We start from the raw sequence: 13703 nt of genomic DNA on the forward strand, positions 1-13703 counted from the left end.
GGCGACCGGTCGGTCAGGGGCCGTTCACCGAAAGCCCGGGCGGGACGCGGCGCGGATCGAGCGGCGCGGATCGAGCGGCGCGGGGCAGGCGGAGCGACAGACAGGCACTCCACCGGGGCGCTTCCTGCACCGGCCATGTGCCGGATTCCCCGGACCACGGCCCGGGTCGGGGTCCCGGGTCCTGGTCCCGGATCTTGGAGGATCTCGGATCTCGGTTCCGGGGGTTCGGGCCTGGTCCCGGTTCCGGGGGTTCGGGCCTGGTCCCGGGTCCGGCGGTCGGGCCCTGGTCCCGGATCCCGGATCCCGGGTGCCGGTACAGGGACGGGGACGGGTGGGTGGCCCCGCGCGCCGCCGCAAGGATCCGCCGACGACGCACAGGCCCGGCGGAACGGTCTTCGCGCGTTCCGCCGGGCCCGCCGGCATCGGGCCGGTCAACGCCTCAGCAGTCCTCCGCCCGTGACAGCGCCTCCACGAGCCTTGGACGGCCGTCGATGGCGAGCTTGCGGTAGACATTGGTGAGGTGCACCTCGACCGTGCGCAGACCCACGAAGAGGTGCTGGGCGATCTCGCGGTTGGTCATCCCCTGTGCGGCCAGGTCCGCCACCCGCCGCTCGGTGGGTGTGAGGGAGTCCACGCCGTGGAACGCCCGGGTGCGTGGACGGTCGCCGAGTGCACGCAGCTCGGCCAGGGCGTGCTCCCCCACGACGGTGGCGCCGATCCGGTGGGCGACGCTGACCGCCTGCTGCAGGTGGACCCGCGCCTCCTGGAGCTGCCCGGCATGGCGCGCCTGGGTGCCGCAGTCGGTCAGTGCCTGTGCATGGTTGTACTTCGCCTCGCTCCCTTCGAGAATCTCCACCGCGCTGCGCAGCATGGTGAACCCCTCGGTCCCGCCGGTGACCACGCCCACGGCGCGCAGGGCGACACCCTCGAAGTCCGGAACGCCCCAGTCCCGGGCGAGCGCGAGCTCCTCCTGGGCCAGTGCCAGGGCCGCGTCCCGCTCACCCAGTGCCGCGTGTGCCAGGGCCGCCTCCGAGCGCCAGGGCAGCACACCCGCTCCGGGCAGTTTCCGTGCGCAGGTCCGGTGACCGCTCAGCAGGAAATCGGCCAGTCCGTCCCGCGTCCGCCCCTGGGCCACTCGGAGCCGTCCGCGTACCAGCAGCACGTAGTCGTGGATCCAGTGGCCGTTCAGGTCGCCGGTGAGCCGGCTCCGTTCGAGCAGGGCGGCCGCCTCGTCGGCCTTTCCCTGCTTCGTCAGCGCGTCCATCAAGGTGGCGACGGCGGCGACGCTGTGGGTATTGCCGAGGTCGATGCCGATCTCGCCGAGCGCGTCCAGGGCCGCTTGCGCGTCGGCCTGGCACTCCAGCACCTGGCCCAGCCTGCAGCGCACACCCGCACGGGTGCTGACGGCATACGCATAGGCCAGCGCGGATCCCCTGACGCGGGCCTCGTCCACGGCGGCGTCGGCGTAGGTGAGCGCCAGTGCGCCCTGGCCGGCGGCCCCGAGGGCGAGGACGGCGCCCAAGTACACCAGGGACTCGTCCTCGGCGGGATTCAGACCGTGGCTCAGGGCCTGCCGGGCGAAGGTGACGACCTCCTGGGGGTCGTCTCCGGCCATGAGCGCCCGCAGGCTGAGGAGTGCGGCAAGCGGTCGCTCCGCGGCCCCGCCCTCGGCATCGGAGATCCGGAGCTCCTGCAGCCGCGGTATCGCGGCCGTGGCCGAAGCCGGCAGGCTCACGCTGCCGTACAGGTAATCGACCTCGAGCCGAAGGGCGTTCACGCCGTCCACCGGGCGGAGGGCCGCGCTGGTGCTCTTCAGCGCCGCCAGGCCTTCGGGATACCGGTCGAGTGCGAACAGCGCCCCCGCGAGGGTACGGGCGGCGGCGGTCCGCCGCGTCGCATCCCGGGACAGCTCCAGGCCCCGCTGGAGGTGCCGGACGGCGTCCGGGACGCTCGTGGCGAGTTCCGCCCTGCCGAGGCCGATGAGCAACGTCGCCCTCGACTCGTCGTCGAGCGCTTCGCGCAGGGCACGCTGCAGCAGGACGATCGCGTCTTCCGGCAAGGAACGCTGCGTCGCCAGGACCGCCGCCGCGTGCAGTGCGTCGGCGGCGCCGGGCACTCCCAGCGGTGCCGCCAGCAGATGGGCCGCGACGTTCTCGACCGGGGCTTCCTGAGCCAGCAGCAGACGCGCCGCACGGGCATGGAGCTCCTGCCGCCGGCTGGGGACGACCTCGTCGCCGAAGGCTGTGCCGATCACGGGACACGAGAAGGCTGCGTCGCCGTCATCGCTGCATGTCATGAGCCCGGTCCGGACAAGCAGGTGTGCGGCATCCCGGGTGGCCTCCTCGGTCAGCCCGGCGACCCCGGCGACGAGAACGATGTCGGCGGACCCGCCGAGCACTGCCAGGGCCTGGGCCACTGCGACGGCGTCCGGACCCGAGTGCCTGATCATGCTGTGGACGGCGGGTCCGACCCCTGTCGGGGTGCAGTTCGTGAGCTCCGCCATGGCGAGGGCTCCGTCGGGGGTGGTCCTCCACGCCCTGACCGTCCGCAGCAGTGCGTGCAGCAGAAACAGATTGCCGCCCGTCGCGGTGCGGCAGACCCTGGAGAAGGACGCCTCGACATCCGTCCCCAGGACTTCCCGGACAACGGCGGTGACGGCGTCCTCCTCGAGCGGGTGCAGCGTGAGCTGATGACGGAAGAGGCGCAGTACGGCGCCCGTCATCTCCTCGTTGCCGGGGGTCTGTTCGGGACCGAGCGAGGCGAGAACCACCAGGGGCAGGTTGCCCGCCCGCCGCAGCAGATAGTGGAGCCAGCGCAGTGAGTCGGCGTCGGCCCACTGCAGATCGTCGATGACGACCAGCAGCCTGCCGTGCGAGGTGAGATTGACCGCCAGCCAGTGGAGACTGCTGAGGAGTTCCTGGTCCTGAGCACGAGGCGGGACGTCGCCCGGCATCGTCGGGGCGAGCAACTGCGCGGCGCCGGCGGCGTGTCCGGAGAGCAGCGAATCCGGCCCCCCATCCGCGGCCCGGACAAGGTGCTCGAACAACTGGCGGACCACACCGAAGGCGAATCCGCTCTCCATCATGTCCCCGGAGGCGGACACAACGGTGTCGCCGCGTCTGCGGACGGCCTTCACGGCCGCCCGCAGCACAGCGCTCTTTCCGCTGCCCGCCTGGCCCTGGACCAGAACGGCGGTGCTCTTCGATCCCCGGTCGTCGGAGAACAGCTCCATGAGGGCGTCGAGTTCGCGCTCCCTGCCGGTCACGGCCGGGGCAGGCTCCCGTTCTCGCTGGTCAGCAGGGATACCGTCCGTATTTCGAACAGCTCGGAGGGGACGTGGTGATCGTGGGGTACCCTGCGCGGCATCGCGCTCGTCGAGGGGGCGACCACCGGGACCGCACGGGACCGGTGCGGCGGGGGGAACGGGTTTCGGGGCTATATGGGACAAGATCACTCAGGGGTGTGAGAGCGGTTGGTGGTCTCCGGCACGACACCCGCCAAGGCCACCCGGCAGCAACCGCTCGGCATCAGCCGGAGCGGACGGGTGGCATGAACGCATCATGACACCGGCCGATGGCGGCCCCACGGACGTCGAGGCACCGGTGACGGTGCGGCACCGACAAAGTCGACAGCACCGCACTCGTGCAGATCGAATTCTGACGATCGGGTGTCAAGAGCCCGTAATTTCCCGGTAAGTGGAACGCAGCACACGCATTCACCCACGAGCTGACGAAGGGCTACGGCAGCACTTACAGGAGTACATGGACGTGGATGGTCTGAGGGTGGCGGTCCTGGGTCCGCTGCGGGCGTGGCGCGCCGACCGCGAACTGGACGTCGGACCGGCGCAACAACGTGCGGTACTGGCAGCGCTGGCCCTTCGCGGGGGCCAAGTGGCCTCGGTCCAGGAGCTGCTGGACGGCATCTGGGGCTGGAATCCGCCGGCGAGTGCTGCGGTGGCCCTGCGTAACCATGTCTCTCGGTTGCGGACCGTACTGGAGCCCGATCCGCGCTCCCCGGCAGCCCTGGTCTCGGTTGCGGGCGGCTACGCACTACGGCTCGGCGAGGGAGCGCTGGACGCCACGCGGTGCGAACGGCTGGAGTCCGACGCGGAGCGCGCCGTGGACGAGGGAGACCGGCCGCGCGCCGCCCGGCTGCTGGGCCAGGCGCTGGCCCTGTGGGACGGGATACCGCTGACCGGAGTGCCGGGAGACTTCGCCGAGCGGCAGCGCGACCGGCTCAACGAGTACAAGCTGATTCTGCTCGAGAAGCGGCTGCGCCTGGAGCTGGACCTGGGGCGGCACGCCCAGGCCGCACCGGAACTGTCCTCCCTGGCGGACGAGCACCCGCTGCGCGAGGGGCTGCGCGGCCTGCAGATGCTTGCCCTGTACCGCTGCGGACGGCAGGCGGACGCGCTCGCCGGGTACGACAGGACCCGGCGCTTCCTGTCCGAGGAACTCGGTATCGAACCGGGCCCCGATCTTGCCGGTCTGCACCAGCGCATCCTGCGGTCCGACCCAGGACTTGCGGCACCGGCCGAGGCCGCACCGGCCTTCGTCCCGGAGACCGCCGCGCCCGGTGCGGAACGGGCTCCCGCGCCGCTCTGGATACCGCCCGCCCAGCTTCCCCCGGACGTACCCGACTTCACCGGTCGCCTGGAGACGGTGGCGGAGCTCGGACGCATCCTGTCGGACGCCGCGGGACAGCCGGCCAGGGCGGCAGCCGTGTGTCTCATCCACGGTATGGGCGGCGTCGGCAAGACCACGGTCGCCGTCCACGCCGCTCATGCGGCTCGCGGTCATTTCCCCGACGGTCAGATGTACGTCGACCTCCGCGGGGCGAGCAGGGAGCCGGCGGACCCCTTTGCGATCCAGGAGTCCTTCCTGCTGGCGCTGGGTGTGTCCCCGAGGAACATCCCCGCCGACCAGGTGGAGCGCACGGCCCTGTACCGCTCCCGTCTTGCAGGGCGGCGTCTGCTGCTCCTGCTCGACAACGCCGCCGGCGTGGAGCAGGTGCGGCCGCTGCTGCCGGGCACGTCGGAGTGCGCCGCCCTGATCACCAGCCGCACCTCCCTGTCGTGCCTTCCCGCCACCAGCCGGACCTGCCTGGAGCCGTTCACCGAGCAGGAAGCCCTCGCTCTGCTGGAGCGGATCGCAGGAGCGGACCGGATGCCCAGGGAACCCGAGGCTGCCCGCAGTCTGGTGCACGCCTGCGGGCTGCTCCCGCTCGCGGTGCGCATCGCGGCCTCCCGGCTGGCCGCGCGCCCCCGTTGGACGATCGCCTCACTGACCACGCGGCTGACCGACCGGTCACGAAGACTCAGGGAGCTTCAGACCGGCGGCCTGGCGGTGGAGGCCGCCTTCGAGCTGGGCTACGCCTCTTTGGAGTCGGAGGAAGGACGTGCCTTCCGGCTGCTGGCCATCCCGGAGATCCCCGACATCACACCGGGGATCGCCGCGGCTCTGCTGGACAGACCGGAGCACGTCGCCGAGGACATCCTGGAGTCGCTCGCCAATGCGGGCCTTCTCGAGTCCTGCGAGCCGGGACGCTACCGCTATCACGACCTGCTGCGGCTGTTCGCCCGGCACCGCACCCTGAGTACCGATCCGTCGGCCGAGCGGAAAGCGGCTCTCAGCCGCATGGCCCGCTTCCATCTGGCCGGTATGAGCGCCGCACTGCGGGCCGTCCGGCCGTACAGCCGACTGGCCGACGTGAAGCCCGGCTTCACAGGCGGGCCACGCTTCGCCGACCGTGCCGAGGCCCAGCGGTGGGTGATCGCCGAACAGGCCGCCATTCTGCGCGTCGCCGCCCAGATAGCCCACCATCCGACGCGTCCGATCTGCGCCGACGACGCACGCACCCTCGGATGGCAGCTGGTCCTTCTCATGCCCTTCACCGACATCCACATCTCCTGGGGCTCCCTGCTGCCCCTCGGCCATGTGCTGCTGCGTGCCGGCGAGGACGACGACGACGCCGATGCGATCGTCAAGGCCTGCGCGGTGCTCTCGCTGGCCTACGCCGCCACCGGGCAGCACGAGCAGGCCCGCCGTCTCGCGCAGCGCGGGTACCTGACCACCCGGGCCGACGACAAGGTGTTCAAGCCACGTCTGGCGTACGTCAAGGGGACGGTGGCCGCCATGGACCCGGACTCCCTGGACGACGCGGTCCTCCATTTCGAGGAGGCCGGCAGCCTGTGCCGCGGAACGGATGAGATCGGCATGGAGGCGCAGTGCATGCTCGGGCTGGCGATGACCCATCTCGCGCGCAGGGAACCCGATCGGGCGCTGCAGTACTGCCGTGAAGCCTTCACCCTCAACCAGGCGGCCCGTTGCGCCCTCGGTACCGTGCTCGCACTCCGCTACCTCGGACAGGCTCTCAGCGACCTCGGCCGCCACGACGAAGCCGTCGAGCAGTACACCGAAGCCCTGGCCACCTGCGACGCCCATGCTCTGCCCAGCCAGCGGGCCCATACGCTGCTGGGCTGCGCCCTCGCCCACTGCGGGGCCGGCCGCCTCGACCGGGCGGGGGCGCTGGCTGCCGAGGCGCTTCCGCTGCTCGCCGTCCTGGGCGACGACGCCGGCCGGCGACAGGCCCAGGAACTCCTCGACCGGAGCAATCGGGAAGGGGACGCTTCTTCAGGGTCCCGGTGACGGCGGTGCCGGTGCGCTGCGGGAAGCCCGCTGCCGTTCGGTTCGCACGCAGCCCCGGATCGGTTTTGCCCGCCGAGGGCATGTTCGGGTCGTCCCGTCCCGGCTCGCCGAACGGCTCCGGCCGGGGCCGGCGTCACGGTCCTCACCGATCGCCGTGTCGCAGGCGTCGACCTCCCGCCGTCCACCGGCTGTCACATCGGTTCGACATACGCGGCCCGCCAGTCCGGCGAGGCGTCCGAGCCCGGCTCCGTCCAGTACTCCCGCCCGGCGACGATCTTCCCGTCGCGCACGGTCCAGAACGACGCCACACGATGAACGCCCATCCCGATGTGCGGGACCTCGACCTCGGAAACCACCGACTCGCCGTCACCCACGATCCGCAGCACCCTGATCTCCCATCCCTCCGGATACTCGGCGTTGATGCGCACGAAGTTCTCGCGCCCCACGATGCGCTCGCCGCTGACCGGCCACTCGACCACCAGGTCTTCGGCCAGCAGCTCACCCACCCCCTCCCAGTCCCGGGCCTCCACGCGGTCCCACAGCCTCTGCACGATCTTCGACGGGTCCATGGGGGAATGCTGGCACGGCGCACTGACAGGGCCCCGTCGGCGTTGCCATCCACCCTGCTCATCCGACGAGTTCGGGGGGACCGCAGGCCACCAGGCCGGTGGTCCCGGACTATTGACTCCGTATGTGACAGTCGCGATCCTCGTCGCACCGCTTGCGCGGGTCATGACAACGTCCTACCCCCCACGACAATCGCGGCTCCGCCCGGCCTCGGCTCCTCGGCCGTGCGGTCCGCTCACGGAAGACATGAGTGATGACCATGACTCGACACTCGTACCGCAAACTCAGGCCCATCGCGGTTCTGTCGTTACTTTTCACCGTCGTGGCCGTGGTCCTGGGTACAGCGCCCAGCTCCTCGGCCGAGGCCGGCTGGTGGACCCCGGCCGCACGGCCCGCACCCGACTCCCAGATCAATGTCACCGGTGAGCCATTCAAGGGAACCGACTCCCAGGGACGGGTACGGGGTTTTGTCGACGCCCACAACCACCTGATGTCCAACGAGGCCTTCGGCGGCCGGCTCATCTGTGGCAAGAACTTCTCCGAACAGGGAATCGCCGACGCGCTCAAGGACTGTCCCGAGCACTACCCCGACGGTTCGCTCGCCATCTTCGACTTCATCACCAAGGGCGGTGACGGCAAGCACGACCCCAATGGGTGGCCGACGTTCAAGGACTGGCCCGCCCATGACTCGCTGACGCACCAGCAGAACTACTACGCCTGGGTCGAACGGGCCTGGCGCGGCGGTCAGCGGGTGCTCGTCAACGACCTCGTCACCAATGGCGTGATCTGCTCGGTCTACTTCTTCAAGGACCGCAGCTGCGACGAGATGACGTCCATCCGTCTGCAGGCGCAGAAGACCTACGACATGCAGGACTTCATCGACAAGATGTATGGAGGCCCCGGCAAGGGCTGGTTCAGGATCGTCACCGACTCCGCCCAGGCACGCGAGGTCATCCGGCAGGGCAAGCTGGCCGTCGTGCTGGGCGTGGAGACCTCCGAACCGTTCGGCTGCAAGCAGATCCTCGACATCGCGCAGTGCAGCAAGGACGACATCGACCGCGGTCTGGACGAGCTGCACGGGCTCGGTGTGCGCAGCATGTTCCTGTGCCACAAGTTCGACAACGCCCTCTGCGGCGTACGGTTCGACTCGGGCACGCTCGGCACCGCGATCAACGTCGGCCAGTTCCTGTCGACCGGCACTTTCTGGAAGACGGAGAAGTGCACCGGCCCACAGCACGACAACCCCATCGGCATGGCGGCGGCACCCCAGGCCCAGAAGCAGCTGCCAGCGGGGGTGAAGGTCCCGTCGTACGCAGCCGACGCGCAGTGCAACACCCGTGGTCTCACCGAACTCGGCGAGTACGCGGCGCGCGGGATGATGAAACGCAACATGATGCTGGAGATCGACCACATGAGCGTCAAGGCCGCCGGTCAGGTCTTCGACATCCTCGAGTCCCAGTCGTATCCCGGCGTGATCTCCTCGCACGGCTGGATGGACTCCAGCTGGACGGAGCGGGTCTACCGTCTCGGCGGCTTCATCACCCAGTACATGAACGGCGCCGAGGGGTTCAGCGCCGAGGCGAAGCGCACGGACGCGCTGCGCGACAAGTACGGCGTCGGCTATGGCTACGGCACGGACATGAACGGCGTCGGCGGCTGGCCCGGCCCCCGCGGCACGGACACCCCCAACCCGGTGCGTTATCCCTTCCGCAGCGCGGACGGCAGCGCGGTCATCGACCGGCAGACCACCGGCGAACGCACCTGGGACATCAACACGGACGGCGCGGCCCACTACGGTCTGGTCCCGGACTGGCTGGAGGACGTACGGATCGTCGGCGGCCAGGACGTCGTGGACGACCTCTTCCGGGGTGCCGAGTCCTACCTCGGCACCTGGGCGGCATCCGAGAACCACAGGGCCGGGGTGAACCTCGCCGCAGGCTCGGCCGCCTCGGCCAGCTCCTCCGAGTGGAGCCTGTTCACGAGCTACGCCCCGGGGAGGGCGGTGGACGGCAACACAGGCACCCGCTGGGCGAGCGACTGGAGCAACGACCAGTGGCTCCGGATCGACCTCGGGGCCCCGCGCCCGATCGAACGAGTCACCCTCGACTGGGAGCGTGCCTACGGGAAGGCCTACCGCATCGAGGTCTCGGCCGACGGCACGGACTGGCGGTCCGTGTGGTCCACCACCGCCGGTGACGGCGGACTGGACACGGCGCAGTTCACCAGCACATCGGCCCGCTACGTACGCGTCCACGGACTGGAGCGCGGCACCAAGTGGGGCTACTCCCTGCATGAAGTCGGCGTCTACAGCAGCTGACCGCAGCGACTGGATGCCCGAGGCCGGGGCCGGCCGGATCAGCTCTTCTGATCCGGCCGGCCCCGGCCCCCTTGCGCCGCCGTCCGCCACCCGCCCCGTCGATCTGCCGTGTTCGCCACCGTCACCGGGTGGCGGCGGCTCGGACCGGGGCCCATGGGTCCTGGCTCGCCTTCGCCCGCAGGGACGCACAGTATGGAGGCAGGCAGGTGACGACATGTGCGGCGAGGGCGACACCGGACCGGGATGCGCGAAGCCGCACTCCGATCGCCCGGTCGGCGCGCGCCCGGATGCCGGTGCCCGCCCCGGATGCTCTCCCCCATCCGCTTCGCACGGGAGGCGGGCATCCGTGGAGACGGCAGGGGCTTCCGCCTCGCCGAGGTGGTGTCGCCGTACCGTGTCCCGGTCGTCCGTCGGCGAGCGGCTGAGCCAGTCCTGCTGCCGCCGGGCGAGCGCCGCCAGCGGCGTCCGCCCGCGCCCCCGCGGGCCGGCGCCGCCGGCCCCTCGCGTCCCCGGGCCGGATGTCCGGACCCGACGGACGCGGCGAGGTCGCCCGGAGGGGACGGTGAGGAGGTGTCCTGAGTGAGGAACCATGTCCCTGGCACCGCCGTCGTGGCCGCGGTGTCCCTGCTGCTCGCTCTTGCGGCCTGCGGAAAAGCCGCTGAGACCGAACGCTCGAGCAGGACCTCGGACAGCGGGACCAAGGACGGTGTGAAGATCGGCCTGCTGCTGCCCGACAGTCACACCGCCCGCTGGGAGGCGTTCGACAGACCCCTGATCGAGAAGAAGATCGCGGAGCTGTGCAGCGACTGCACGGTGGAGTACGCCAACGCCAAAGGAGACGTGGCCACCCAGCAGCAGCAGGTGGACACCATGATCACCAAAGGTGTCGACGTGCTGATCCTCGATCCGGTCGACCACAGGTCGCTTCGCTCCTCCGTCAAGGAGGCGGAGAAGGCGGGCATCGCGGTCGTCTCCTACGACCGTCTGGCGGACGGCCCCATCTCGGGCTACGTCTCCTTCGACGGCGCCGAGGTCGGCAGGCTCCAGGGAGAAGCCCTGCTCAGGGCCATGGGCCCCAAGGCCGACGGCGGACAGATCGTCATGATGAACGGCGATCCCAACGATCCGAACTCCGCGTGGTTCCGGGACGGCGCCCTGTCCGTCCTCCGCGGGAAGGTGAAGATCGGCAAGGCGTACGACACGCCTCGCTGGAGCCCGGAGGCCGCGCATCTCAACATGAACGGTGCCATAGCCTCCCTGGGCGGCAGCCGTATCAACGGTGTCTACTCGGCCAACGACGCGCTCGCCTCCGGCATCGTCTCGTCGCTCAAGGCCGGCAACGTCAAGCCGCTGCCGCCGATCACCGGCCAGGACGCCGAGCTCAACGCCGTCCAGCGCATCGTCAAGGGCGAGCAGTACATGACCGTCTACAAGCCGTTCGAACCCGAGGCGGAGGCCGCCGCCGAAATGGCCGTGGCCCTGGGACGCGGCGAGACGCTCGACGGCATCGCCGAGGACCGGATCAGCACCGCGACGGCCAAGGACGTCCCGGCCGTCCTGCTCGACCCCATCGCACTGACCGTCGACAACATCGACAGCCTGGTCAAGAACGGCATGTACACAATCGAACAGATATGCACCCCGAAGTTCCGGTCGGCTTGCGAGAAGGCCGGTCTCACGTCGTAATCGGGCGGAGAAGGAGATGGTTCCCATGTCATCCCTGCCCCTGTTGGCGTTGCGCGGCGTCTCCAAGCACTTCGGCGGCATCCACGCGCTCACGGACGTCGAGCTGGACATCTACGCGGGCAAGATCGTCGCTCTGGTGGGCGACAACGGCGCCGGCAAGTCCACCCTCGTCAAGGTGATCGCGGGTGTCGATCCCGCCGACAAGGGTGTCATCCAGTGGGAAGGCCAGTCGGTCCACATCAAACGGCCCCACGACGCCCAGGCTCTCGGAATCGCGACCGTGTACCAGGACCTCGCTCTCTGCGACAACCTCGACGTCGTCGGAAACCTCTTCCTCGGACGCGAGATCCACCAGGTCGGCGTCCTGGACGAGGTGGAGATGGAGTACCGCGCCCAGCAACTGCTGGACACCCTGTCCATCCACATCCCCGATGTACGCGTCCCCGTCGCCTCGCTGTCCGGCGGTCAGCGGCAGACGGTCGCGATCTCCCGCTCGCTCCTCAGCAGCCCGAAAGTGCTCCTTCTGGACGAACCCACCGCCTCCCTGGGCATCCAGCAGACGACCCAGGTCCTCGATGTCGTGGACCGGCTGCGCGACCGCGGCATCGGCGTCCTTCTCATCAGCCACGACATGGGCGACGTCAAGGCCGTCGCGGACGAGGTGGCCGTGCTGCGCCTGGGCCGCAACAACGGCGTCTTCGACGTGAACACCGCGTCCCAGGAACAGATCATCTCCTCCATCACCGGGGCAACCGGCGACGCGGTGACGCGCCGTCGCCCGCGGATGGGAGAGGCCGAGCTGTGAAGGGGCGGGTGCAGGACCTCAAGCGATCCATCGGCGCCTACCGGCACAGACTGGCCGGAGGGGAGGTCGGCTCGTTCCCCGTTGTTCTCGGCCTCGTCCTGATCTGGATCCTCTTCCAGTCGCTGGACAGCAACTTTCTTTCGGCGCGCAACCTGTCCAACCTGAGCGTGGACATCGTAGGGACCGGTCTGATCGCGGTCGGCATCGTCTTCGTGCTGCTGATCGGTGAGATCGACCTGTCCGTCGGCTCCGTCAGCGGTCTCGCCGCGGCCCTGTTTGCCGTGCTGAACGTGGAGAACGGCGTGCCGGAGTGGCTCGCACTCGTCCTCGCGGTGCTCTGCGGCGCAGCCGCCGGGATCATCCAGGGCTTCTTCTTCGCCACGGTCGGTGTGCCCGCGTTCGTCGTCACCCTCGCGGGGCTGCTGGCCTGGAACGGTCTGATGCTCTACGTCCTCGGTACGAGCGGCACCATCAACCTCGATGACGAGGGCCTGGTCGCCATGCTGACCAGCTACTACTTCACCGATGTCGCAGCCGCCTACGGCCTGGCGGCGCTCAGCGCTGCCGTGTTCTTCCTCAGCGCCTACCAGGACCGTCGGCGGCGCAAGGCCCGGGGAGTGCGCTACCGGTCACTCACCGAAATCACGGCGCGCACGGCCGTGCTGGCGGCGATCGCGTTCGCCGCTGCGTACGTGCTCAACCAGTTCCAGGGTCTGCCGCTGGCCCTGCTGATCTTCCTGTCCGTCATCGCCGGTCTCGACTTCCTCCTCCGCAGAACGTCGTACGGACGCAGGGTCTATGCCCTCGGCGGGGGTGTCGAGGCCGCCCGGCGCGCAGGAGTCAAGATCGTCCTCGTGCGGATCTCGGTGTTCATGGTCTCGGGAACGATGGCCGCGGTCGGCGGCCTGATCCTGGCCTCACGGATCACCTCGGCGAGCCAGACCTCCGGCTCCGGCCTCCTGCTGATGAACGCCATCGCCGCCGCGGTCATCGGCGGCACCAGTCTCTTCGGCGGGCGGGGCACCACCTGGTCCGCGCTGCTCGGCATTCTGGTCATCCAGTCGATCGCCTCCGGCATGGCCCTCCTCGGCATCCAGGCAGCCATCCAGTTCATGATCACCGGCGGGGTCCTGCTCGCCGCGGTGGTCGTGGACACCCTGACACGGCGCTCGCAGAAAGCACACGGCCGGGCCTGAGCCGGCCCGCGCACCCGTACCGACCTCGTCCGGCGATTCGTGGGCGGAAGCGCCTGCCCGCCCGCAGCCTGAGCCGGCCCGCGCACCCGTACCGACCTCGTCCGGCGATTCGTGGGCGGAAGCGCCTGCCCGCCCGCAGGGCGATGCGGAAGGCCCCGGGGCTGCACGGTTGCCGTCTGCGCTCGCCGGGCGATGGTGTGGGCTGCGCGGCCGCCCGAGGCGGCTCCCGGCGCAGCGTGAGGCGGAGAGGCCGCCCTGCGAGGCCCTCTCCGCCGACCGGTCGGATGCGGCCTGTCGATTCATACGGCCCCGGGAACCGGGCTGGTCCGGGCCTTCACCGCGGGCGCCCCGGCCCACAGCCCGGGGCCGCCCGGGCCGTCGGGGGGTGCGACCGACCGTCCGACGGCCCGGGACCATCCGTTCCGTCGATGGGAGTCGATGGGATCGGAAGGGAGGGCCCCGGACACCGAGCGGCGGTTTCACGA

At 70.2% G+C, this 13703-nt stretch carries 7 protein-coding genes; 5 read left to right on the forward strand and 2 right to left on the reverse strand.

Going from position 1 to position 13703, the window contains the following annotated elements:
* Nucleotides 1–439: 439 nt before the first annotated feature.
* Nucleotides 440–3265: an ATP-binding protein gene (locus AC068D_RS25705; protein ID WP_478825414.1), complete on the reverse strand. Its 2826-nt coding sequence runs from the start codon at nt 3263–3265 to the stop codon at nt 440–442.
* A gap of 496 nt (nt 3266–3761) precedes the next feature.
* Here AC068D_RS25705 and AC068D_RS25710 point away from each other — a divergent pair, with 496 nt between their 5' ends.
* Nucleotides 3762–6647 carry an AfsR/SARP family transcriptional regulator gene (locus AC068D_RS25710; RefSeq protein WP_478825415.1) on the forward strand — a complete coding sequence of 962 codons (2886 nt, stop codon included), beginning with the start codon at nt 3762–3764 and terminating at the stop codon, nt 6645–6647.
* Nucleotides 6648–6838: 191 nt separating this feature from the next.
* Here the strand turns inward: AC068D_RS25710 and AC068D_RS25715 are convergent, their stop codons facing one another.
* Nucleotides 6839–7216: a nuclear transport factor 2 family protein gene (locus AC068D_RS25715; RefSeq protein WP_478825416.1), complete on the reverse strand. Its 378-nt coding sequence runs from the start codon at nt 7214–7216 to the stop codon at nt 6839–6841.
* 257 nt (nt 7217–7473) lie between these two features.
* On the opposite strand from AC068D_RS25715, the gene AC068D_RS25720 reads away from it, so the two are divergent.
* The 4 genes from AC068D_RS25720 to AC068D_RS25735 all read left to right on the forward strand — a co-directional run bounded on the left by AC068D_RS25720 (nt 7474) and on the right by AC068D_RS25735 (nt 13218).
* Entirely contained in the window at nt 7474–9531 is a 2058-nt protein-coding gene (locus tag AC068D_RS25720) for a galactose-binding domain-containing protein (RefSeq protein WP_478825548.1), read from the forward strand.
* 579 nt (nt 9532–10110) lie between these two features.
* On the forward strand, nt 10111–11217 hold the full coding sequence (locus tag AC068D_RS25725; RefSeq protein ID WP_478825417.1) for a substrate-binding domain-containing protein: 1107 nt from the start codon (nt 10111–10113) through the stop codon (nt 11215–11217).
* Between the two features lie 25 nt (nt 11218–11242).
* Nucleotides 11243–12022, forward strand: coding sequence for an ATP-binding cassette domain-containing protein (locus AC068D_RS25730; RefSeq protein WP_478825418.1), 780 nt, complete (start codon nt 11243–11245; stop codon nt 12020–12022).
* 8 nt (nt 12023–12030) lie between these two features.
* Nucleotides 12031–13218 (forward strand): sugar ABC transporter permease, encoded by a 1188-nt coding sequence (locus AC068D_RS25735; RefSeq protein WP_478825419.1) that lies wholly within the window; start codon nt 12031–12033, stop codon nt 13216–13218.
* Nucleotides 13219–13703 lie beyond the last annotated feature (485 nt).

This window comes from Streptomyces sp. NPDC043861 (assembly GCF_056435905.1).